The following is a 21,198-nucleotide window of genomic DNA, read 5'->3' as shown; positions in this document are numbered from 1 at the left end:
TATAATATGTGTATTTAATAATAATAAATTTTTTGCCTTTAACATCGGCTGGTCGAAGTGCATCAGCGACGTTGAGGGGGAACATGAAAAACGTAACAATATCTACGCGGCTTTATGCGCTCGTCGCATTGTTTCTGGCAATACTGGCCGCGGCGCTGACATTCAGCCTGTTTGAAAGCTACCATGAGATGGAGCGCGAACGGAAAGCCGGGCTTGCGGCAATGAACGAAACCGCTGTTGCCATTCTCGATCAATATTACCGGCTGGAGCAGGGCGGAAGCCTGACGCGGGAGGCGGCGCAACAGCAGGCCAAGACGACCATTGCGGCAATGCGCTACGGCAATGGCAGCGGCTATTTCTGGATCAACGATATGCATCCCAAAATGGTGATGCATCCGATCAAACCTGAAATGAACGGCACTGACCTTACCGCCAACAAGGACCCGAATGGCAAGGCGCTGTTCGTAGAGTTCGTGAATACGGTCAAGGCGGGTGGCAAGGGTTTTGTCGATTATTACTGGCCGAAGCCCGGCGCGCCGGAGCCGGTCGAGAAATTTTCCCATGTCGCCGGTTTCGCCCCCTGGGGCTGGATCGTCGGCACCGGTGTTTATGTTGACGATCTTGAAGCGGTATTCTGGCGCGACGTCTATTTTAATGGCGGTCTTTGCATCGCCGCGGGTCTTCTGGTTGTCGGCGTGGCCGCAGCCGTCGTGCGCAGCGTGACGCGGCCGATCGATCTTATCCGCCAGAGCATGCGGCGGATCGCCGATGGTGACGGCGAGGCCGAAATCAGCTTCGCCGACCGTCGTAATGAAATCGGCGCGATTGCCAAGACGCTGCTGGTGCTGCGCGACAGCGTCAATGAACGCAGCGCGCTGCAGGCCCGCGAGGCCGACCAGCAGCGGGCACTGGAGCAGGAGCGGCACGGTAACGAGATGGTTCTGCGTTCCGCATCCGAGCGGCAGGCCCATGCCATGGAGCGACTGGGCAATGCGCTTGAAGCGCTCGCCAATGGCGATCTGACCGTTTCGCTTGCGGATATCGGCGCGGACTATGAAAAGCTGCGCATGGACTTCAACCGTGCCGTCGGCGCCTTGCACGGCGCGATCGAGGCGATTGCCAGAACCGGCCATGTGGTCAATGACAGCGCCTCCGATATCAGCGGTGCGACCGGTAATCTTTCCCGGCGCACCGAACAGCAGGCAGCGGCGCTGGAAGAGACGGCGGCGGCTCTGGACGAAATCACCGCCACGGTGCGCACGGCTTCCGAGCGTGCCAACGAGGCCCGGCAGATGGTGCAGGACACGAAAACCAGCGCCGGCCGCTCCGGCGAGATCGTGCGCAATGCTGTCGACGCCATGGGGCGCATCGAGGAGTCTTCCAAGCGCATCGGCCAGATCATCTCGGTCATCGACGAAATCGCCTTCCAGACCAATCTTCTGGCGCTGAATGCCGGTGTTGAGGCGGCGCGTGCGGGCGAGGCCGGGCGTGGTTTTGCCGTGGTGGCGCAGGAGGTTCGCGAACTGGCGCAACGTTCCGCCAATGCGGCCAAGGAAATCAAGACCCTCATCAACCGTTCGGCCGAAGAAGTCGGCGGCGGCGTCGCACTGGTGCGCTCGACGGGTGATGCGCTGGAGGAGATCGTGGCGCTGGTCAATCGTGTCGATGGGCATGTCAACTCCATCGCCACGGCCGCGCGCGAGCAGGCGACCGGTCTGCAGGAGATCAACACCTCCGTCAACCACATGGACCAGATGACACAGCAGAACGCCGCCATGGTGGAAGAAACGACGGCGGCCAGCCAGACGCTCGCCGAGGAAAGCCGCCAGCTGCGCTCGCTGCTGTCGCGTTTCGAGCTTGGACATGGTGCCGGACGCGAGGTTTCGCGGGCCGCGTGATTTCAGGTGTTTCAGGAAGGTTGAAGGGCGCGGCTTTGGCCGCGCCCTTTGTTATGGACAGGACTTTATCCGACCGCTCCGTCATCCGGCGCGATTGTCGCGGTCTTGTGTGGATGGGACTGCGCCAAACACATCATTCGTTATTTCCCGCAACCAATAAGGTTTCGTTTACCTCATTTCTTTAAAATTTATCCTGTATTGCCGCGAATAGCGGCCGCTGAAGGTACAGGTTCTCGTATGGCGTATGTTTCCCTTCCGCGTCGTCTTGTGACGTTGCTGATGATTTCCACGGTCATGGTGTCGTGTTCGGCGGAGGGCCTCGTGCCACCGGCGGAGGTGGATGGCACCACACGCGTCAGCGCCATCCGCTCCTCGCGGCAGCAGGGTTACAGCGCGCCGGCGGGTGCGGTGTATCAGGCCGAGCAGGCAGGGCAGGGCGCCGACTATCCGGCAGCCGTTTCACAGCCGATGCCGGAGCCTTACGCCTCGCAGGATCCCCTGCTGCAATCGCCGCAGGGCGGGCAGGGTTATTCAACGCTCGATTCCCAGCACCAGGCGCGCATGGCGGCCAGCGGCCATGGCAATATGCCGGTGCAGACAATGCAGGGCCAGACGATGCAGGGGCAGACGATGCAGGGGCAGACCGTGCCCGCGCAGCAGATGACCAGCAACCAGATCGCCGAAGGCGAAGGCGGCGTGAACATGGATTCCATGCTGGGCGTGGAGCCGGTTCGCGGACTTGCCGAAGAACAGGATGCGGATATTGCCGAAGGCGCGTCGGCGCAGCCGGTGGTGGATGGTATCGGCACGGACAATCCCGTGGCCGTTCCCCCGGCCCGCCAGCCGCAACGGGCCAGCCAATCGCGGCTCATCCCGCCGCCGCCGCTCGGCTCCTCCTCCCGTCGTCAGCCGGTGGAGGAAGTGGCGATGGTGATGCCGAACGATCCGATGGCGGGTGGCGGGCTGCAAAGCAACCGCTCGATGCCGCCCGGCGTCATGCCATCTTCCGAAGTTGCCTGCCGTTCCGAGTTGCGCCGCCTCGGCGTTGCTTTCCGGGATGTTGCGCGCATTGCCGACGGTCCGACCTGCGGTATCGACTATCCGATCGAACTCAGCGGTCTTGCCAGCGGCGTCGCCATCCGGCCGGCGGTGAAGCTCAATTGCCAGGTCACGCTTGCCTTCGCCAAATGGGTGAAGTTCGAGCTCGTGCCATCCTCGCGCTTTCGTTATCTCTCCGGCGTCGGGCGCATCACGCCGATGGGCGGTTATTCGTGTCGCAAGATGAATTCACGCTCCAGCAATCCGTGGTCCGAACATGCACGCGGCAACGCCATCGATATCGGCACCATCACGCTGAAGAACGGCAAGGAAATCGACGTGCGCAAGAAAAGCTTCTTCGCCTTCCGCGAAAAGGCGTTGCTGAAGGCGGTGAGGTCCGACAGCTGCAAATATTTCTCCACCGTTCTCGGGCCGGGCAGCGATCCCAATCACTGGAATCATTTTCACTTCGACCTGCGCACCCGCAAGTCAGGTTACAGGCATTGCGATTAAGTCGCGCCGGTGGAGGTTGACGCTGAGTTTGAAAGCGTCTCCTCCGTCATGCTCGGGCCTGTCCCGAGCATCTGCAACGTAGCGATCGGCGATACGTCGGCAGATCCTCGGCACAAGGCCGAGGATGACGTCGAATACGGAGTGCGGCTTGTCATCGGGCTGCCGCCGATGACATAGGCGGTGGATTTTTGGGTCAGGCCGGAATGACGAAGGTTGGGGATGCTTCTCTGCCGCTAGCTCGATAGCCGCCCGTCACATTCCCACAAAAAAAGACCGGCCCGAAGGCCGGTTGAAGAAGACAGCCTTATCGGGGGGATATCGGCGTCTTTGCAAGGGCATGCAATGGGAAACGATCCCATGGAGTGGTCCATCCGGCGCGGATGTGCGGCAAAAGATATCGCGCCGTACTGACCTGCGGCCAACATGGCTTGCCGCGCTCTTCTGATACGCTATGAGGGTCACATGTTTGTGACAACGGCCCTCGGGAGCCTGCCTTTATGCCCCCTGTTTCAGAGCTGATGGTCTTTGCTGCGGCGCTTGCGGCAGCGGGTGTGGTCGCCGGTCTTCTGGCGGGGCTGTTCGGCATCGGCGGCGGCGCGGTGCTGGTGCCCGTCTTTTACCAGGTCTTCGGGCTGCTGGATGTGCCGGAGGCGGTGCGCATGCATCTTTCGCTCGGCACCTCGCTCGCCATTATCGTGCCCACCTCCATCCGTTCGTTCCTGACGCATCGTCAGAAAGGCGCGGTCGATATCGATCTGTTGAAGGGCTGGATCGTCGCCGTGCCGCTCGGCACCGTCCTCGCATCCGTGGTTGCGGCCCATGCCTCGAGCGTTGCGCTGCGGCTGATCTTCGCCTTCATCGCGCTGGCGCTTGCCTTCCGGATGATCTTCAACCGGGCAAGCTGGCATCTCGGTTCCGACCTGCCGCAAAACCCGGGCCGTTTTCTGGTGGGCACCGGCATCGGGCTTTTTTCGGGCCTGATGGGTGTGGGCGGCGGGGTGATGAACAACACCTTCATGACGCTCTACGGACGCACCATTCATCAGGCAGTCGCCACGTCTTCCGGCGTCGGCGTGCTGATTTCGCTGCCAGGTCTTCTGGGTTACATCTGGGCCGGCTGGGGTGATGCGGGCCTGCCGCCGTTTTCCACCGGCTTCATCAACTGGATCGCCGTGGTGCTCTTGATCCCCATCACGCTTGTCGTCGCGCCCTATGGCGCGCGGCTGGCGCATGCGCTCAGCAAGAAGCAGCTGGAGCGCGCCTTCGGGCTGTTTCTGGTCTTCGTTGCGGCGCAGTTTTTCTATAGCGTTTACGGCTGATTTTCCTTAATCGCCGAACGCAGTGTTCAGCCCGTCGGACTGGCATTTGCGCATTCTACGGCCTATATGGCGTGCATCTTACTCGGTTTTTCGAAAGATTCGCGATGAATGCCATTGTTTCGATACGGAATCTGACAAAATCCTACGCAAACGGCTTTCAGGCGCTCAAAGGTGTCAGCCTCGATCTCAAAGAGGGGGAAATCCTCGCTCTTCTCGGTCCGAATGGTGCTGGCAAGACGACATTGATCTCCATCGTCTGCGGCCTCGTCAATCCCGGTGAAGGTTCGGTTCTTGTCGGCGGGCACGATGTGGTGAAGGATTTTCGCCAGACCCGCGCCCTGATTGGTCTCGTGCCGCAGGAACTGACCACCGACCAGTTCGAGACGGTGTGGAACACCGTCAGCTTCTCGCGCGGCCTGCACGGGCAGAAGAAGAATCCGGAACTGATCGAGCGTATCCTGAAATCCCTGTCGCTCTGGAACAAGAAGGACAATATGCTGCGGGAGCTTTCCGGCGGCATGAAACGGCGTGTGCTGATCGCCAAGGCGCTGGCGCATGAGCCGAAGGTTCTGTTCCTTGACGAGCCGACGGCCGGCGTGGATGTGGCGCTGCGCCGCGATATGTGGAACGTGGTTTCCGAGCTGCGCGCCAAGGGTGTCACCATCATCCTCACCACGCATTACATCGAAGAGGCGGAAGAAATCGCCGATCGGGTGGGCGTCATCAATGGCGGTGAATTGCTGCTGGTGGAAGAAAAGACGGCGCTGATGAAGAAACTCGGCCGCAAGCAGCTTTTCCTGGAGCTTGCCCAGCCCGTAGAGCAATTGCCCGACAGTCTCGCGCCCTTCGGTCTGACGCTTTCCGATGACCGCTGCACCGTCACCTATGAAATCGAGGATAATGGCGAGCAGAGCCGCATTGCCGATGTTCTGAGCGCTCTTTTCGCCGCCAACATCCATTTCAAGGATATTTCAACGCGGCAGAGTTCGCTTGAGGATATCTTCGTTTCGCTGGTGGGAGGCCAGAAATGAATTTCGAAGCCATCAAGGCCATCTATCTGTTCGAAATGGCGCGCACGCGGCGCACCCTGCTGCAGAGCGTGGTCTCCCCGGTCATTTCCACATCGCTTTATTTCATCGTATTCGGAACCGCGATCGGTTCGCGGATTCAGGAGGTTGGCGGTGTTTCCTACGGCGCGTTCATAACGCCCGGCCTCATCATGCTGACGCTTCTGACGCAATGTATCGGCAACGGTTCCTTCGGCATCTATTTCCCGAAATTCACCGGCACGGTCTATGAAATCCTCTCCGCACCGGTGGCGATGACGGAAATTCTGGCCGGTTATGTCGGTGCGGCGGCGACCAAGGGGCTGATGATCGGCACGATCATCCTGATTACCGCTTCCTTCTTCGTGGATATCACCATCGCTCACCCGTTCATGATGATCCTGTTCTTCGTGCTGACGGCGGTGAGCTTCAGCCTGTTCGGCTTCATCATCGGCATCTGGGCGACGAATTTCGAGCAGCTGAACCTCATTCCCATGCTGGTGGTGCCGCCGCTGACCTTCCTCGGCGGCAGCTTCTATTCCATCGACATGCTGCCGCCCTTCTGGCAGACAGTCAGCCACTTCAACCCGGTGCTTTATCTCATCAGCGGTTTCCGCTGGAGCTTTTACGAGATCGCCGACGTCAATCCTGCCATCAGCCTTGCGATGATCACGCTGTTTCTGGCGCTGTGCCTCGGTGTTGTTGGCTGGATGTTCAAGACGGGGTATAGGCTGCGTAACTGACGGCATCCGCATTCCCCTCATTCCTGTGCCTGTCACAGGAATCCAGCCGACGCGCGTCTGCGCGGCGGGGAGGTCCTTTCAGCCCAAGGACTTGGGCTGGCTGGATCCCTGTGACAGGCACAGGGATGAGGGAGATCGGGGCGTTCTGCCCCGTTCCCAAACAAGCCTTACGACATGATCAACCCACCGTCGACATTGATCGTCTGGCCGGTGATGTATGCCGCATCCTCGGACGCCAGAAACGCCACCAGCGCTGCCACTTCCGCGGGCGTTCCGGCGCGGCGCATGGGGATGTTGCGTACCCATTCGGCCATTAGTTCGCCCGGCTTGTAGTCGCCCAGCATCTGGCCCCAGACGCGGTCGTTATAGTCCCACATTTCGGTGTGGATGATGCCCGGGCAAATCGCGTTGACGGTGATGCCCTCAGGCGCCAGTTCCTTGGCAAGGCTTTGTGTCAGGCCGATAACGCCGAATTTCGAGGCGGCGTAATGCGGGGTATAGATGAAGCCCTGACGCGCCTGGCCGGAGGCGGTGTTGACGAGACGACCTTTGATGCCGCTTTCGCGGAAGCGGCGGATCGCCTCCTGGCAGCAGAGGAACGCGCCCTTGGTGTTGACGTCGAGATTGAAATCCCACTGTTCCTGCGTCAGTTCCTCGATCTTGGAAATGGTGATGACGCCGGCATTCTGGACGGAGATGGAAAGCGCGCCGATCGCTTCTTCGGCAGCACCATAGGCGTCGCGCACCGCTGCTGCGTCGCGCACATCGAGGATGACGCCGTGGGTGACCGCGCCAGTTTCGTCCGCCAGTTTTCTGGCGGCGTCATGGGTGTCCCTGTCGACAGAGGCGATGGCGACTTTTGCGCCTTCCTCGGCAAAACGGCGGGCTATGCCGTAGCCGATGCCCTTGTTGCCTCCGGTCACGAATACGGATTGACCTTCAAAGCGCCTCATGTCTCCTCCTTATGGGATTTTGGCTATGTTTCCTTGCCGACCAGTCGTTCGGCGGTGAATTTATCGGTGACGAGCACGTCGATCACACCGGTCCTGAGTGCCCCGGCAATCGCCTCGGTCTTTTTCGAGCCGCCGGCCAGCGCAATGACGCGGTCGACATTTGAGAGGTTTTCCAGCGGCAGGCCGATGACCCGGTCGTCGAGCGGCGTTTTGACCGGCTTGCCGTCCTTGTCGAAGAAGCGCAGCGAGATGTCGCCCACCGCACCCGCCTGGGCGAGATCGGCCAGTTCCTTGGCGGAAAAGATGTTGCCGGACCGGGCGAGAAGCTCCGATGGTTCGACGGCGCCGACGCCGACGATGGCGAGCGTGATCGACCCGAAAAGATCGATGGTTTCGCGCACGAAGGGATCGGCGAGCATCAAGAGTTTGGCTTCGCGCGAGGTGGCGACGCCCGGCACCGGCAGCAGTTTCGGTTCGGCCTCCGTCAGCCGCGCCAGCCGGGTGGTGATCTGGGTCGCATGCGTCTGCACGGAAGGATCGCCCATGCCGCCCAGCGTCTGGACGATGTAGCGCGCCTTGGCACCTTTAAGCGGGTGGATGTTTTCCACCATCTTGAAGATCGTCTGGCTCCAGCTGGAAACACCGATGATCTCGTTCTGCGACAGCGTCACCTCGAGGAAATGGGCCGCTGCCTCGCCGATGCGGGCCATGATCGCACCATCGCGATCCTCGCTGCAATCGACAACGATGGCTTCCGGCAGGTCGAAACGTTCGCGCAGCTGCGCTTCCAGATCGCTATAGGTGCCGGGCGGCGGAATGATGCTGGTGCGGACGATGCCTTCGGCCTCGGCACGCTTCAACATGCGCGAGACGGTGGCCTGCGACAGGTTGAGATGCTGCGCAATTTCCGCCTGCCTTTTGTGCTCGCTGAAATACATCTGCGCCACGCGGGATATCATTCGAAGTTCGTTTAGCCTGCCCATAAGCCCTCCAGGGTGAATTTTTATTCACCATTACCCGAGGTTACAGGCAAGGTCGAGCGGGCAATCGCATCGCGCCAGACGCTAAGCCGCTGGCTGTTTTCGCTGGCGGACGGCGCGATGGTGTTGCCGTTGCTGTTCAACGCCGCGATGGCATCGAGATCGTTCCAGACACCGAGGGCGAGGCCGGCGAGATAGGCGGCACCCAGTGCCGAGGCTTCCGGCGCGTCACGCTGGATGACGGGGTGTTGCAGCATGTCGGCAACGCATTGCATCAGGAAACGGTTCTGGCTCGGCCCGCCATCCACGAACAGGCGTCCAAAGCCCGAAGGCGACTGCGCGCGCATGGCGGCGAAGACGTCATGGACCTGAAAGGCAATCGAGTCAGTAACGGCGCGGGCCATCTGGGCACGCGTGGTGCTGAAATTGATCTGCGAGAACAATGCGCGCGCATTGGTATCCCAATAGGGCGCACCGAGGCCAACGAAGGCCGGCACGAAACCGGGACCGTTTGGCTCGGCAGTGGCGGCGAGTTCCACCAGCGCGGCGACATCCGGCAGGCCGAGAATCTCCGTCATCCAGGGCAGGGAGGCTGCCGAAACGAGAATATTACCTTCAAAGGCAAAGGTCGGTTTGCCGCCGAGCCGCCATGCGACCGTGGTGGTGATGCCGCGTTCGGGCGCGATGAAATGCGGCAGGGTGGTCATCACAGATGAGCCGGTGCCGAAAGTGACCTTGCCGTCGCCGGGGTTGAAGGCGCCGTGGCCGAAGAGGGCTGCGTGGCTGTCGCCGATGGCGGCGAGGATCGGTGTGCCGTCCTTGATACCGGGAACGCCTGATGTGGTGCCGAAATCGCCGCTGCTGTCGCGTAGATCGGGCAGGGTGTTGATATCGATGCCGAAGAGCTCGCAAAGCTCATCGCTCCAGACCTGCCGGTTGAGATCGAGCACCTGGCTGCGGGCGGCGTTGGAGGCGTCGCAGGCATGGACTTTACCGCTGGTGAAGCAATGGATGAGCCAGCTATCGATGGTGCCGATGCGGAGCCTGCGTCCCTTCGGGGCACGCTCCAGCAGCCAGCGCATTTTTGCGCCGGGAAACATGGGGTCGATCGGCAGGCCGGTCAGCGCCATGACGTGCTCGGAATGGCCCTTTTCGATCAGTTCGGCGCAGTCCTGCGCCGTGCGGCGGCATTGCCAGCTGAGCACCGGGCCGAGCGGCTCGCCGGTTTCGCCATCCCATATGGTGACGGATTCGCGCTGGTTGGAAATGGCGATGGCCGCGACATCGATGTCAGAGGGGGCGGCGTCGAGGCAGGCGGAGATCGCTTCACGGACCGAGGCCCAGATGCGGTTCGGATCCTGTTCCACCCAACCGGGCTGCGGATAGGCGATGCCGACGGGAGATGAGCCGCGCGCCAGCAACTCTCCGCTTTCCGAGATGAGTATGGCCTTGGAATTGGTGGTGCCCTGATCGATGGACAGAATGGCGCGCATTACGTGAGTCTTTCGTCGGCAGTTTTTCGTTTCCGCCTTGCGGCGATTAAACGACGATATTGCAGAAAGGGTGTCGCCGCGCATCCGAAGACACGCGACGACTCTGGGAGGAGACCTTATTTTCTCTTGATCAGCGCTTCCGCCGCATCCGCAATGGCCGCAGGCGCCATGCCGAATTCATCCAGCAGCCATTCGGCCGAACCGGTGTGGGCGAAGACACCGGGAACGCCGAGACGTTTCATCGGCACCGGGGCCTGTTCGACCACGACTTCGGCAATGGCCGAACCAAGGCCGCCGAAGATCGAATGTTCTTCAGCCGTCAGGATTGCGCCGGTCTCCTTCGCTGCGGCGACGATCGCCGCCTCATCGATGGGACGTACGGTCGCCATGTTCAGCACCCGCGCCTTGACGCCACGGCTGGCCAGAATATCGGCGGCCTTGACGATGCGGTGGGTCAGCGTGCCATTGGCGATCAAAGTCAGGTCGGAACCTTCACGCAACAGGTTGGCGCGGCCGAGTTCGAAGACATGGCCTTCCGGCAGCAGATCCGGCACGCCGACGCGTGACAGCCGCAGAAAGCAGGGGCCGGCATAGTCCGCCGCCCATTTGACGGCAGCGGCCGTTTCGATGCGGTCGCAGGGCGCGATGACCGGCAGGTTCGGCAGAACGCGGGTCCAGGCGAAATCTTCGATTGAATGATGCGTCGGGCCGAGTTCGCCATAGGCCATGCCCGAGGAGATGCCGATCAGCTTCACATTGGCGTTGGAATAGGCAAGGTCAGCCTTGATCTGTTCCAGCGCGCGGCCGGTGAGGAAGCAGGATGCGCCGCAGACGAAGGGTAATTGGCCGCCATTGGCGAGACCGGCGCCGACGCCGACCATATTCTGCTCGGCAATGCCGACATTGACGAGGCGTTCCGGGAATTTCGACTTGAAGCCGCCGAGCTTCGAGGAGCCGACCGAATCGTTGCAGACGGCGACGACCCTGTCATTGCCGGCGGCCAGCGCTTCCAGCGTTTCGGCGAAGGCGTCGCGGCAGTCATAAAGCTTGGCGGCGGTTACGGGCGCGTTCATTACAATGTCTCCGAAAGTTCTTTGACGGCGATTTCATATTGTTCCCTGCTCGGAACCTTATGGTGCCAGTCAACGCGGTCCTGCATGAAGGAAATGCCGTGACCCTTGTTGGTGTGGGCGACGATGCAATGCGGGCGGTTGCCGCGATGCTCCAGCGCCGGCACGACTTCCGCCATGGCGTTGCCGTTGATTTCGCTGACTTCCCAGCCGAAAGCCTCGAGCTTCGGGCGAAGCGGCGCGACATCATTGGTTTCCGAAAGCGCCGCACCCTGCTGGAAGCGGTTGTGATCGACGATCAGCGTCAGATTGTTGAGGTCGAATTGCGCAGCGGACATGATGGCTTCCCAGTTGGAGCCTTCCTGCATCTCGCCGTCGCCGGTCATGACATAGGTATGGTAGTCCGCACCGGAAAGCTTGGCCGCCTTGGCCATGCCGACGGCAACCGGCAGTCCGTGACCGAGCGGGCCGGTATTGGTTTCCACGCCCGGCACCTTGTTACAGTTCGGATGGCCGTTGAGGCGCGAATTCGGCTGCAGGAAGGTCGAGATTTCCTCTTCCGGGATGAAACCGCGCTTGGCAAGCGTCACATACAGCGCGCAGGCCGTATGGCCCTTGGAAAGCACGAAGCGGTCGCGGGCAGGGTTCTTCGGATCATCCGGCCAGATGCGCAGGACGCGGAAATAAAGGGCCGTCATGATGTCGATGGCCGACATTTCGCCGCCGACATGGCCCGCACCCGCTTCAAAAACAGCCTGTACGTCGCGAAGGCGAATCTGGCGCGCAATGCGCTCTAGCTCCTGGGACTGCATGGAATCCTCTTCAAAACATGTGTGTGAATATTTATGCATCTATTTATATAATTGCAGAGATGACGTTTCTGTCAAGATGGAATTGCGGATTGTTTATCGTCAGTCGGCATCGGCTTTGCCGTCAAAGCCCTATTGACAAGCTTCTCTCAACTGGCTTATGCATGTTTCGCCGATGATGAATAATTATTCTAATCGGTTTAAAAAATGCAAGGCAGTCATCGGGAGGAGCCATGTCCGCGCTTGAACGCAATGAGGGGGTCACGCACACCAGGAGCCCGCTTGCCTGGCTGAGTGGTGCGACCGGACCGCTTTTGGGCCTGCTGCTGCTGTGTGTCTTTTTGACTTTCGCCAGCGAGAACTTCCTGTCGCTCCGAAACGGGCTCAACATTCTCGACCAGATCACCGTGCTCGGCATCATGGCCGTCGGCATGACCTTCGTGATCCTGCTTGGCGGCATCGATTTGTCCGTCGGCTCGGTGCTGGCGCTGTCGATGATGATCATGGGCTGGACGGCCAATGTCGCGGGCATGCCGATGGGCATGGCCATCGTGCTGGCGCTTGTCGCCTCTGCCGCCTGCGGTCTCGTGGTCGGTATTCTTGTGACGGCCTTTCGGGTGCCTGCCTTCATTGCCACGCTGGCGATGATGTCGGTGGCGCGCGGTCTCGCCAATATGATCACCGATGGACAGCAGATCGTCGGTTTTCCCGACTGGTTCATGATGCTGGCGATAGAGCGCCATTTCGGCGTGTTGACCGCAACCGTGCTGCTGATGCTGGTCGTGGTGCTTGTTACCTGGATTTTCCTGCGTTTCCGCTCCGAAGGCCGCACGGTCTATGCTGTTGGCGGAAACCCGGAAGTGGCGCGTCTTGCCGGCATCAACGTGCCGCTGGTGACGATCTGCGTTTATGTCGCCTGTGCGGTTCTGGCCGGTCTGGCCGGCATCGTTCTTGCAGCACGTCTCGACTCGGTGCAGCCCTCCAGCGGCTTCGGTTACGAGCTGGATACGATTGCGGCTGTCGTCATCGGCGGAACCTCGCTTTCGGGCGGTGCGGGCGGCATTGGCGGCACCCTCATCGGCGTGCTGATCATCGGCGTGCTGCGCAACGGCCTCAATCTGCTCAACGTTTCTCCCTTTTTGCAGCAGGTCATCATCGGTGTGGTCATCGTGCTGGCCGTGGGTGCTGAAACCTTGCGTCGCCGCAGAAGCTGAATTTGCCTGCGGATGGCGAAGAGCCGTCCGCGCAATAAACGACCCTCCCGGCATGGGAGGCGTGAAAAACGGCCGGAGGGGAGGAGGTTTGATCTGCCCGAAGGTCAACAATCAACAAATGGAGGAATAATCATGAAATTTTCACGCATTCTGCTGACATCCGCCGCCCTTCTCGCCATGTCGCTCGGCCAGGCCAATGCCGCCGAAGTCAAGAAGATCGGCCTTGCCGTCGCCAATCTGCAGGCGAACTTCTTCAACCAGATCAAGCAGGCCGTTGAAGCCGAAGCCAAGACGCGGGGCATTGCCGTCGTCACCGTTGACGCCAAGGGCGATGGCCCGACGCAGGTGAACCAGATCCAGGACCTGCTGACCCAGAACATCGATGCGCTGATCTATATTCCGGCCGGTGCCGCCGCCGCGACCGTTCCGGTAAAGCTTGCCAAGGCCGCCGGCGTTCCCGTCATCAACATCGACCGCAATGCCGATGGCGCGCCGGGCGATACCTTCCTTGCCACCGATTCCGTCGCCTCCGCCAAGGCGGTTTGCGATTACATCATCAAGCAGGCCGGTGGTTCGGGCAAGATGGTCATCATCCATGGCCAGAAAGGCACGACACCGGAGGTGGACCGCACCAAGGGCTGCATGGAATCGGTAAACGCCAATTCCGGCGTGAAGATCGTTGCCGAACAGTGGTCCAACATGTGGAGCCAGGATGAAGGCTTCCAGATCATGCAGAACATGCTGCAGGCCAATCCGGATGTTTCCATCGTCTTTGCGCAGGCCGATGGTCTGGCGCTCGGCGCGGCCCAGGCAATCAAGGTCGCCAACCCTTCGCAGAAGATCGTCGTTGGCGGCTTTGATGGTGATACGGCAGCGCTTGAGGCGCTGAAGAACGGCGTGTTCGACGTGACCGCGACGCAGCAGACCCAGAAGATGGGCCGCATGGCTGTCGAAATGGCCGTCAAGATCGTCGGCGGTGAGAAGGTTCCGGCCGTGCAGCTCTCCGATGCGACGCTGACGACCAAGGAAAATGTCGAAGGCTTCATCGCCAACCATCCCTGATCCTGCTGCCCCGCGCGACCCATGGGATGCGCGGGGCATTCACTGGTTTGTCTTTAGATTATTTCGGACGCAAGGCTTGGGCATTCCTGCTGCTTAATGTGTCCTGGGAGGTCCCGTCATGCGCGAGCCGGTTCTTTCGCTCCGTGGCATCAGCAAACGTTATGGTCCGCTTGAGGTCCTGAAAGCCGTCGATCTCGATGTCTATCCGGGCGAAGTGGTGGCGTTGCTGGGTGAAAACGGCGCGGGCAAATCCACGCTGTCAGGTATCATAGCCGGTTCGCGTGAGCCGTCCGAGGGCAAGATGACATGGCTTGGGCAGCCATACGCGCCTGCATCGCCCCGCGAGGCGATCGATAAGGGCATCGTGCTCATCCACCAGGAGCTGAAGCTTCTGCCGGAGCTTTCCATCGCTGAAAATGTCTTCATCGGTCGCTGGCTGATGAAGAACGGCGTTATCGACCGCGCCGAGATGGTGCGCAGAGCCCAGCAGCAGCTGGCGCGCCTCAATCTCCACATTCCCGCCACCCGCAAGGTGGCCGGTCTTTCGACCGCCAACCAGCAGCTGATCGAAATCGCCAAGGCGCTGGCGCTGGATGCGAAACTTCTGATCCTTGATGAGCCGACGGCGGCGCTTGGCGGTGCGGAAACGCAGGCGCTGTTCGAGCAGGTGCGCAAGCTGCGCGCCGAGGGTGTCGGCATCATCTATATTTCCCACCGCATGGAAGAGATCAAACAGATCACCGACCGCATCGTCGTGTTGCGCGATGGCGAGCGGGTGCACGAATTTGCCGATAGCGCGACGCCGGTGCGTACCATCGTCGAAAGCATGGTCGGCCGCTCGCTGGAGCGCCTGTTCCCGGCGTTGCCGGAACCGCAGGACAAGGTGGTGCTGGAGGTCAAGGGGCTGACCGGCGCGACCAATGCCTTCCGCGACATCAGCTTCGGCGTGCGCGCCGGTGAAATCCTCGGTATCGCCGGTCTTATCGGGGCGGGACGCACCGAGCTGGTGCGGGCGATATCCGGTGCCGACCCGACGAGTGCGGGTGAGGTGCTGCTGGATGGCAAGGTGCTGACGCTGAAAAGCCCGGCGGACGCGATAGAGAAGGGCATCGTCATGGTGCCGGAAGACCGCAAATTGCAGGGGCTGGTGGTGGAGCATGAGATCGGCGAGAACCTGATCTATGCCAATCTCGACCGCGTCGGCACTGGCTGGATCACGCCGCGCATCAAGCGCGCCTTTACAAAAGAAGCCATCGCCAAATTCGGGGTGAAGGGCCGTAGCGAACAGCCGGCGTCCGATCTTTCCGGTGGCAACCAGCAGAAGGTGGTCATTGCCAAATGGCTTGCCCGCAATCCACGCGTGGTGGTGCTGGACGAGCCGACCCGCGGCATCGATGTCGGCGCACGCGCGGGCATTTACGATATTATCGTCGGATTGGCCAAAAGCGGCGTGGCCGTCATCGTCGTCAGTTCCGATCTCGAGGAAGTGCTGGGCGTATCGAACCGCATCCTCGTGCTCGCGCAGGGAAAACAGGCCGGCATTCTCAACCGTGACGAAGCAAACGACGTTTCGGTCATGGAACTGGCTACCATTTGAAGAAGGAAATACCGATGTCCACCATCACGCTCAACGCGCCGAAACTGTTCGATCTTTCCGACCAGGTGGCACTTGTCACCGGTGCCGGTTCCGGCATCGGCCAGCGCATCGCCATGGGGCTTGCCCAGTCCGGCGCCAATGTCGCGCTGCTCGACCGCCGCACCGATGACGGTCTGGCGCAGACGGCCGATTTCATCGCCAGGGCCGGCCGCAAGTCGATCCAGATTGCGGCCGACGTCACCAGCAAGCAGGCATTGACTGAAGCGGTTGCGCGTACTGAGGCCGAGCTTGGCCCGCTTTCACTCGCCGTCAATGCCGCCGGCATCGCCAACGCCAATCCGGCCGAAGAGATGGAGGAAAGCCAGTTCCAGACGATGATGGACATCAACCTCAAGGGCGTTTTCCTGTCCTGCCAGGCGGAAGCCAATGCCATGCTGAAGAACGGCCGTGGTGCAATCGTCAACATCGCCTCCATGTCCGGCGTCATCGTCAATCGCGGGCTGATGCAGTGCCATTACAACGCCTCGAAGGCCGGCGTCATCCACATGTCGAAATCCATGGCGATGGAGTGGGTGGGACGCGGCATTCGCGTCAACACCATCTCGCCGGGTTACACGGCAACGCCGATGAATACACGGCCGGAGATGGTGCATCAGACCAAGCTGTTCGAAGAACAGACGCCAATGCAGCGTATGGCGGGCGTCGATGAGATGGTCGGTCCGGCGATCTTCCTGCTGTCAGATGCGGCGAGCTTCGTGACGGGCGTGGATCTGCTGGTGGATGGCGGTTTCTGCTGCTGGTAGGGTTTTGGCGCGTTAGCGCTGAGATGGATGATAGGGCGCCAGACCTATCGGTCAGGTTGACGCGGCTTTTTCCCTCCGTCACCCCGGACTTGATCCGGGGTCCAGTGCGATCAAGTCTTTGATCGCAAAAGACTCTTCTCACGGCGCAGACGCGCCGTGGCTGGATGCCGGATCAAGTCCGGCATGACGGACGAGGAGAAGCCAGACGGTTTCACAAGCATTACGCCCGGCTCGCGCCGGGCGTTTTCGTATTCACACCACCAGCAGCAGCTCACGCAACCTGCTTCTGCACCACGTCTTCGACAACCTCGCCCTTGAGGTAAGCAACGAGATCCTTGATCGTCACGACGAGCAGGCCGTGGCGTTCGGCGAAGACTTCGAGCTGGGGCAGACGGGCCATGGTGCCATCGTCATTGGCAACTTCGCAGATGGTGCCGGACGGGAACTTCCCGGCAAGGCGGCAGAGGTCCACGGCGGCTTCCGTGTGGCCGGTGCGGCCGAGAACGCCCTGCGGATTGGCGCGCAGCGGGAAGATGTGGCCGGGACGGGCGAAGTCCTCCGAGCGCGAACCCTCCGACACCAGCGCACGCACTGTCTCTGCCCGGTCGGCGGCGGAAATGCCTGTCGTCGTGCCCGGAATATAGTCCACCGAGACGGTGAAGGCCGTCTTGAGGGATTCGGTGTTGCGCGACACCATCAGCGGAATGTCGAGCGCGTCCAGACGCTCACCCGGCATGGCGACGCACACCAGCCCGCGCGCATGGTTCATCATGAAAGCGATCTGCTGCGGAGTGATGCTGTCGGAAGCAGCGATGATATCGCCTTCGTTTTCGCGGTCTTCATCGTCAACCACAATCACCATCTCGCCACGGGAAATGGCATCGATCGCGTCTTCAATTTTAGCAATGGTCATTCTATTTCAAGCCTTTCAAGGGGTTATGCCGTTTTGCGGCATTTTCGCGCTTCAAGAAGCGCCAAATATCCCTTGGGCGAACAATGCAATGCGAAGCCCGCTCACGCGCGGGCGTCTTATGCCTTGTCCTCTTCCATCCGGACTATACCGTCGGCTCCGGCCTCTCACCGGATCTGCTGACCTTCCGGCTTTGGAGACCGGAAGCGCTCGCGGGCTCCAGGAAAAATCCCGATACCGCCGGTGGGGAATTGCACCCCGCCCTGAGAACGGAACCAACATAAATTATCAAATGGGAAGGAATCAAGGGGCAATGCTCTGCGACGACCGGTCGGTGCGAAAAGAACATCCCGATTGTGCCTAAAACGGGGTATTTCCTTTCTACAGCCGATGACGAGTGCGGGGTGTTGCGGCGGACCCCGTGATGCCTGAGGTTTACCGATCCCGCAACCGCAATTCATCGGTCTGCATCTGCAGCGAACCGAGCGTCGACAGGAAGCTCATGCCGAGCAGGCTCTGACCCAATTGGCCATCCTGTGCGACGAGGGCGGGGATGTTGCGGCGCATGATCGGGCCAATGCTGATTTCCGAAAGGGTGACGGGCGCTGCCGCCGTGCGGCCATTCGCCGTCATCACCGGTACGGTATAGCGGAGATTTGCGGTGTCGATGCCGATTGCGGCCGCATCCGCATTGGCGAGCACCACGGAACTTGCACCGGTATCGACGAGCATGTGGATCGTCTTGCCCTCGACGCCGACATTTGCCTCGAAATGGCCGCTCATCGATTTGTGCAGGACGATTTCCTGTTCGCCGCCAGCCGTCGTCACCACCACGGCGCGGCCGGGCATCAGGCCGCCCAGCAGCCGATCACCGAAGGATTGCAGGTCGTAGCGATAGAGATAGAGCGAGACGAGGCCGAGGATGATGACGAGCCAGACGGCGAGCTGGCGGATGGCGGTGCCGAAGCTGCCGCGTCTTCCCGCCAGAATGCCGGCGGATAATAGGCCGGCAATGGGCAGAAGATAAAGCACGTGGGCGAATTGATCATTATCGATGCCGAGCGTTCGGCCGCCGTCGTGATTGATGAGAAGCAGGCCAAGGCCGACGGCCAGCAGGAGGAGAACGATGGTCAGCCTGTTCATGCGGTATGCGTCTCCTTGGCGGTCTCGGGCAGGTTTGCCAGTCTTTGCGGCAGCAACCGCATGATGTCGCGGCGCTTCTCGTCGCTATACCCTGCCCAGCCGCCGATTTCATCCAGCGTTCGCCCGCAGCCGATGCAGAGGCTCATGGTTTCATCGAGGCGGCAGATATGGATGCAGGGTGTTTCCATGATGATTTATATCAGGCCGTCACGCCGCAAGGGCAAGGGCGATGAGGGTAACGATCTCCGTGATCTGCTGGCAGGCGCCGATGGTGTCGCCGGTATGGCCACCGATCTTCCTGTCGCAGAGCCTGCCGAAAAGCACGGCTGTCAGAAAGGCTGCCGCCAGCACCATGGCAATCGACAGGAGCGGCAGGGCGTGCAGCGTGAAGAGTGTGAAAAGCAGCAACCCGATCACCAGCGCGATGTTGCGCTCGCTTGTGCCCGGCTGACCGGCGCCGGCAGCGATGCCGGAGGTTTTGGCGGCGGGCAGGGATTGCCAGTGCCACACCATCAGGGCGCGGCTGAGGACAAGCGCGGCGATCAGGGCGGCGGCGGCGGTCTTTGCCGGCAGCGTCTCAACGAGCGAGGCGAGCGCGGTGGCGCGGAGTGCAAAGGACAGGACCATGGCAATCGTGCCATAGCTGCCGATGCGGCTGTCCTTCATGATCTCGAGCATGCGCGCCTTCTCCTTGCCGCTGCCGAAACCGTCGGCCATGTCGGCCAGGCCGTCTTCGTGCAGCGCGCCCGTGATGAGCGCCGTCAGGCCGATGACGAGCCAGCCGGTAAGTTGCGGAGAGGCGTCGAAGGTTGCGAAAACCACAACAAGGAAAGCGGCGGGCAGGGCGATCAGCAGGCCGGCGGCGGGAAAGGCGCGGGCGGTGCGGCGCATCGACACGCCCTCGGCATCATCGAAAAACCGCGAGGGAACGGGCAGGCGGCTCAGAAAGGCGAGGGAATGCATGACATCTGTTATAAAATCCCCGGCCTTCATGCTCTCTCCGTTGCAGTCGCTGCATTTCCGGTTGTTCCGCGGCGCATCCGCGATTATGAGAGGCGCAACAAAGACCGATTTGCCGGAAAACACAAGTTCCGGACGCATGAGCCGATGCGACAGCCAACCCGACGACGAGAAAGACAGATATCATGAGCATGAGCGGATTGCCCTTCGACGATTTCCGCGCGCTGCTGCGCGAGCTTCCCGGCCCGGATACGCACGCGCTTGTGGCGGCCAAGGAGCGCAATGCGCAGCTGACCAAGCCTGCCGGTTCGCTCGGACGTCTCGAAGAAATCGCCATGTGGCTGGCTGCCTGGTCCGGCCGCTCTCCGGCCGTCACCCGCCCGCTGGTGGCGATCTTCGCCGGCAATCATGGCGTTACCCGGCACGGCGTTACGCCCTATCCGACCTCCGTGACCCAGCAGATGGTGGAAAATTTCGCGGCAGGCGGCGCGGCGATCAACCAGATCTGCGTTGCAAACGATCTTGGCCTGAAAATCTTCGATCTGGCGCTGGATTACCCGACCGGCGACATCACCTGCGAGCCCGCGCTTTCCGAGCGCGACTGCGCCGCCACCATGGCCTTCGGCATGGAGGCGATTGCCGGCGGCACCGATCTTCTCTGCGTCGGCGAAATGGGCATCGGCAACACCACCATTGCGGCGGCGATCAATCTCGCGCTTTATGGCGGCACGGCGGAAGAATGGACCGGTCCGGGCACCGGCTCGGAAGGCGAAGTCATGGCCCGCAAGATCGCGGCGGTGAAGGCAGCGGTGGAGTTCCACAAGGATCATCTGTCCGATCCGCTGGAGATCATGCGCCGTCTCGGCGGACGCGAGATCGCCGCGATTGCCGGCGCCATCCTTGCCGCCCGCGTGCAGCGCATTCCCGTGCTGATCGACGGTTATGTGGCGACGGCCGCTGGCGCTCTCCTCAAGGCTGCCAATCCTGCGGCGCTCGACCATTGCCTGATTGGCCATGTCTCGGGTGAGCCCGGCCATCTGGCCGCCATCGAAAAGCTCGGCAAGACGCCGCTTTTGGCGCTTGGTATGCGGCTCGGCGAAGGCACGGGGGCAGCGCTTGCCGCCGGCATCGTCAAGGCCGCCGCCGCCTGCCATTCCGGCATGGCGACATTCGAAGCGGCGGGTGTGGACACCCGCATCAGTTCCCGCACCGACCATTGAGGCCGAAGATGGACGTGACGCCGCAAAAGAAGCAACCGGAACCCGCCTTTCGCAAGGAAAAAGGCTGGCGGCATCTTTTTGCCGCCGCGCGCTATTCCGTGCAGGGGCTTGGCCGGCTGTGGCAGGAAGCGGCGTTCCGGCATGAGGTTCTCGCCTTCGGCGTCGGGCTTGCCCTGCTTCTGGTCGTCGGTGCGCCGTTTGCGCATCTTCTCGTCTTTACGGTGCTGATGCTGCTTCTGTTTTCGGTGGAAGCGCTCAATACCGCCATCGAAGAGCTGGTGGATCGCATTTCACCGGAAATCTCCTCGGTCGGGCGGCACGCCAAGGACCTCGGCTCCTTCGCCGTCTTCTGCCTGTTGATGGCGAACGGATTTTTCGTGCTGTATTCGCTGGTAACGACGCTGTTCTTCTGAAGTTGTTAGCCTCG

The 21,198-nt window shown here is 61.2% G+C and carries 20 protein-coding genes and 1 riboswitch; of the genes, 11 read left to right on the top strand and 9 right to left on the bottom strand.

Annotated features, from left to right (window positions below):
- Positions 1 to 83 precede the first annotated feature (83 nt).
- From EM858_RS22515 to EM858_RS22490, 5 genes are all read left to right on the top strand, one after another.
- Positions 84 to 1,898, top strand: coding sequence for a methyl-accepting chemotaxis protein (locus EM858_RS22515; protein ID WP_080816660.1), 1,815 nt, complete (start codon positions 84 to 86; stop codon positions 1,896 to 1,898).
- 237 nt (positions 1,899 to 2,135) lie between these two features.
- Entirely contained in the window at positions 2,136 to 3,449 is a 1,314-nt protein-coding gene (locus tag EM858_RS22510) for an extensin family protein (RefSeq protein WP_127758022.1), read from the top strand.
- Positions 3,450 to 3,946: 497 nt separating this feature from the next.
- Positions 3,947 to 4,768 carry a sulfite exporter TauE/SafE family protein gene (locus EM858_RS22500; protein ID WP_080816662.1) on the top strand — a complete coding sequence of 274 codons (822 nt, stop codon included), beginning with the start codon at positions 3,947 to 3,949 and terminating at the stop codon, positions 4,766 to 4,768.
- A gap of 104 nt (positions 4,769 to 4,872) precedes the next feature.
- Positions 4,873 to 5,799: an ABC transporter ATP-binding protein gene (locus tag EM858_RS22495; RefSeq protein WP_127758021.1), complete on the top strand. Its 927-nt coding sequence runs from the start codon at positions 4,873 to 4,875 to the stop codon at positions 5,797 to 5,799.
- Positions 5,796 to 6,557 carry an ABC transporter permease gene (locus tag EM858_RS22490; RefSeq protein WP_003520396.1) on the top strand — a complete coding sequence of 254 codons (762 nt, stop codon included), beginning with the start codon at positions 5,796 to 5,798 and terminating at the stop codon, positions 6,555 to 6,557. The genes EM858_RS22495 and EM858_RS22490 overlap by 4 nt, the downstream gene beginning before the upstream one ends.
- A gap of 167 nt (positions 6,558 to 6,724) precedes the next feature.
- Here EM858_RS22490 and EM858_RS22480 read toward each other — a convergent pair whose 3' ends face one another.
- From EM858_RS22480 to EM858_RS22460, 5 genes are all read right to left on the bottom strand, one after another.
- On the bottom strand, positions 6,725 to 7,510 hold the full coding sequence (locus EM858_RS22480; protein ID WP_127758020.1) for an SDR family oxidoreductase: 786 nt from the start codon (positions 7,508 to 7,510) through the stop codon (positions 6,725 to 6,727).
- Between the two features lie 23 nt (positions 7,511 to 7,533).
- Positions 7,534 to 8,493, bottom strand: coding sequence for a sugar-binding transcriptional regulator (locus EM858_RS22475; RefSeq protein WP_046798190.1), 960 nt, complete (start codon positions 8,491 to 8,493; stop codon positions 7,534 to 7,536).
- A gap of 20 nt (positions 8,494 to 8,513) precedes the next feature.
- Positions 8,514 to 9,983 (bottom strand): FGGY-family carbohydrate kinase, encoded by a 1,470-nt coding sequence (locus EM858_RS22470; RefSeq protein ID WP_127758019.1) that lies wholly within the window; start codon positions 9,981 to 9,983, stop codon positions 8,514 to 8,516.
- 116 nt (positions 9,984 to 10,099) lie between these two features.
- A complete protein-coding gene (locus tag EM858_RS22465; protein ID WP_127758018.1) occupies positions 10,100 to 11,056 on the bottom strand; it encodes a transketolase family protein in 957 nt (318 codons plus the stop codon).
- A complete protein-coding gene (locus EM858_RS22460) occupies positions 11,056 to 11,865 on the bottom strand; it encodes a transketolase (protein WP_003520402.1) in 810 nt (269 codons plus the stop codon). The genes EM858_RS22465 and EM858_RS22460 overlap by 1 nt, the downstream gene beginning before the upstream one ends.
- 230 nt (positions 11,866 to 12,095) lie before the next feature.
- Here EM858_RS22460 and EM858_RS22455 point away from each other — a divergent pair, with 230 nt between their 5' ends.
- The 4 genes from EM858_RS22455 to EM858_RS22440 all read left to right on the top strand — a co-directional run bounded on the left by EM858_RS22455 (position 12,096) and on the right by EM858_RS22440 (position 16,538).
- Positions 12,096 to 13,076, top strand: coding sequence for an ABC transporter permease (locus EM858_RS22455; RefSeq protein WP_127758017.1), 981 nt, complete (start codon positions 12,096 to 12,098; stop codon positions 13,074 to 13,076).
- Between the two features lie 132 nt (positions 13,077 to 13,208).
- Positions 13,209 to 14,138, top strand: a complete 930-nt coding sequence (locus EM858_RS22450; RefSeq protein ID WP_065115989.1) for a sugar ABC transporter substrate-binding protein — start codon at positions 13,209 to 13,211, stop codon at positions 14,136 to 14,138.
- Positions 14,139 to 14,256: 118 nt separating this feature from the next.
- On the top strand, positions 14,257 to 15,735 hold the full coding sequence (locus EM858_RS22445; RefSeq protein ID WP_127758016.1) for a sugar ABC transporter ATP-binding protein: 1,479 nt from the start codon (positions 14,257 to 14,259) through the stop codon (positions 15,733 to 15,735).
- A gap of 14 nt (positions 15,736 to 15,749) precedes the next feature.
- A complete protein-coding gene (locus tag EM858_RS22440) occupies positions 15,750 to 16,538 on the top strand; it encodes an SDR family oxidoreductase (RefSeq protein WP_127758015.1) in 789 nt (262 codons plus the stop codon).
- Between the two features lie 271 nt (positions 16,539 to 16,809).
- On the opposite strand, the gene ribB is transcribed toward EM858_RS22440, so the two are convergent.
- The 4 genes from ribB to EM858_RS22420 all read right to left on the bottom strand — a co-directional run bounded on the left by ribB (position 16,810) and on the right by EM858_RS22420 (position 19,584).
- A complete protein-coding gene (gene ribB, locus EM858_RS22435; RefSeq protein ID WP_127758014.1) occupies positions 16,810 to 17,451 on the bottom strand; it encodes a 3,4-dihydroxy-2-butanone-4-phosphate synthase in 642 nt (213 codons plus the stop codon).
- Between the two features lie 121 nt (positions 17,452 to 17,572).
- A riboswitch (FMN riboswitch) is annotated at positions 17,573 to 17,723 on the bottom strand.
- 160 nt (positions 17,724 to 17,883) lie between these two features.
- Positions 17,884 to 18,591 carry a TIGR02281 family clan AA aspartic protease gene (locus EM858_RS22430; RefSeq protein ID WP_127758013.1) on the bottom strand — a complete coding sequence of 236 codons (708 nt, stop codon included), beginning with the start codon at positions 18,589 to 18,591 and terminating at the stop codon, positions 17,884 to 17,886.
- Positions 18,588 to 18,779: a DUF1289 domain-containing protein gene (locus tag EM858_RS22425; RefSeq protein WP_080816691.1), complete on the bottom strand. Its 192-nt coding sequence runs from the start codon at positions 18,777 to 18,779 to the stop codon at positions 18,588 to 18,590. The genes EM858_RS22430 and EM858_RS22425 overlap by 4 nt, the downstream gene beginning before the upstream one ends.
- Positions 18,780 to 18,798: 19 nt before the next feature.
- A complete protein-coding gene (locus tag EM858_RS22420; RefSeq protein WP_127758012.1) occupies positions 18,799 to 19,584 on the bottom strand; it encodes an adenosylcobinamide-GDP ribazoletransferase in 786 nt (261 codons plus the stop codon).
- A 152-nt stretch (positions 19,585 to 19,736) separates the two neighbouring features.
- Here EM858_RS22420 and cobT point away from each other — a divergent pair, with 152 nt between their 5' ends.
- Positions 19,737 to 20,771 carry a nicotinate-nucleotide--dimethylbenzimidazole phosphoribosyltransferase gene (gene cobT, locus EM858_RS22415; RefSeq protein WP_127758011.1) on the top strand — a complete coding sequence of 345 codons (1,035 nt, stop codon included), beginning with the start codon at positions 19,737 to 19,739 and terminating at the stop codon, positions 20,769 to 20,771.
- A gap of 8 nt (positions 20,772 to 20,779) precedes the next feature.
- Entirely contained in the window at positions 20,780 to 21,184 is a 405-nt protein-coding gene (locus tag EM858_RS22410) for a diacylglycerol kinase (RefSeq protein ID WP_020012886.1), read from the top strand.
- Positions 21,185 to 21,198 lie beyond the last annotated feature (14 nt).

Origin of the sequence: Agrobacterium sp. CNPSo 2736 (genome assembly GCF_004005385.1) — a bacterium.
In the GTDB taxonomy this organism is placed as follows: domain Bacteria; phylum Pseudomonadota; class Alphaproteobacteria; order Rhizobiales; family Rhizobiaceae; genus Agrobacterium; species Agrobacterium leguminum.
The sequence above is the reverse complement of the archived record's forward strand: the minus strand, read 5'-3'. Positions and strand labels throughout refer to the sequence as shown.

Excerpts from the sequence above, each read along its gene's own strand:
- EM858_RS22515 (WP_080816660.1), top strand. The coding sequence starts at position 84 with ATGAAAAACGTAACAATATCTACGCGGCTTTATGCGCTCGTCGCATTG.
- EM858_RS22510 (WP_127758022.1), top strand. The coding sequence starts at position 2,136 with ATGGCGTATGTTTCCCTTCCGCGTCGTCTTGTGACGTTGCTGATGATT.
- EM858_RS22500 (WP_080816662.1), top strand. The coding sequence starts at position 3,947 with ATGCCCCCTGTTTCAGAGCTGATGGTCTTTGCTGCGGCGCTTGCGGCA.
- EM858_RS22495 (WP_127758021.1), top strand. The coding sequence starts at position 4,873 with ATGAATGCCATTGTTTCGATACGGAATCTGACAAAATCCTACGCAAAC.
- EM858_RS22490 (WP_003520396.1), top strand. The coding sequence starts at position 5,796 with ATGAATTTCGAAGCCATCAAGGCCATCTATCTGTTCGAAATGGCGCGC.
- EM858_RS22480 (WP_127758020.1), bottom strand. The coding sequence starts at position 7,510 with ATGAGGCGCTTTGAAGGTCAATCCGTATTCGTGACCGGAGGCAACAAG.
- EM858_RS22475 (WP_046798190.1), bottom strand. The coding sequence starts at position 8,493 with ATGGGCAGGCTAAACGAACTTCGAATGATATCCCGCGTGGCGCAGATG.
- EM858_RS22470 (WP_127758019.1), bottom strand. The coding sequence starts at position 9,983 with ATGCGCGCCATTCTGTCCATCGATCAGGGCACCACCAATTCCAAGGCC.
- EM858_RS22465 (WP_127758018.1), bottom strand. The coding sequence starts at position 11,056 with ATGAACGCGCCCGTAACCGCCGCCAAGCTTTATGACTGCCGCGACGCC.
- EM858_RS22460 (WP_003520402.1), bottom strand. The coding sequence starts at position 11,865 with ATGCAGTCCCAGGAGCTAGAGCGCATTGCGCGCCAGATTCGCCTTCGC.
- EM858_RS22455 (WP_127758017.1), top strand. The coding sequence starts at position 12,096 with ATGTCCGCGCTTGAACGCAATGAGGGGGTCACGCACACCAGGAGCCCG.
- EM858_RS22450 (WP_065115989.1), top strand. The coding sequence starts at position 13,209 with ATGAAATTTTCACGCATTCTGCTGACATCCGCCGCCCTTCTCGCCATG.
- EM858_RS22445 (WP_127758016.1), top strand. The coding sequence starts at position 14,257 with ATGCGCGAGCCGGTTCTTTCGCTCCGTGGCATCAGCAAACGTTATGGT.
- EM858_RS22440 (WP_127758015.1), top strand. The coding sequence starts at position 15,750 with ATGTCCACCATCACGCTCAACGCGCCGAAACTGTTCGATCTTTCCGAC.
- ribB (WP_127758014.1), bottom strand. The coding sequence starts at position 17,451 with ATGACCATTGCTAAAATTGAAGACGCGATCGATGCCATTTCCCGTGGC.
- EM858_RS22430 (WP_127758013.1), bottom strand. The coding sequence starts at position 18,591 with ATGAACAGGCTGACCATCGTTCTCCTCCTGCTGGCCGTCGGCCTTGGC.
- EM858_RS22425 (WP_080816691.1), bottom strand. The coding sequence starts at position 18,779 with ATGGAAACACCCTGCATCCATATCTGCCGCCTCGATGAAACCATGAGC.
- EM858_RS22420 (WP_127758012.1), bottom strand. The coding sequence starts at position 19,584 with ATGAAGGCCGGGGATTTTATAACAGATGTCATGCATTCCCTCGCCTTT.
- cobT (WP_127758011.1), top strand. The coding sequence starts at position 19,737 with ATGAGCATGAGCGGATTGCCCTTCGACGATTTCCGCGCGCTGCTGCGC.
- EM858_RS22410 (WP_020012886.1), top strand. The coding sequence starts at position 20,780 with ATGGACGTGACGCCGCAAAAGAAGCAACCGGAACCCGCCTTTCGCAAG.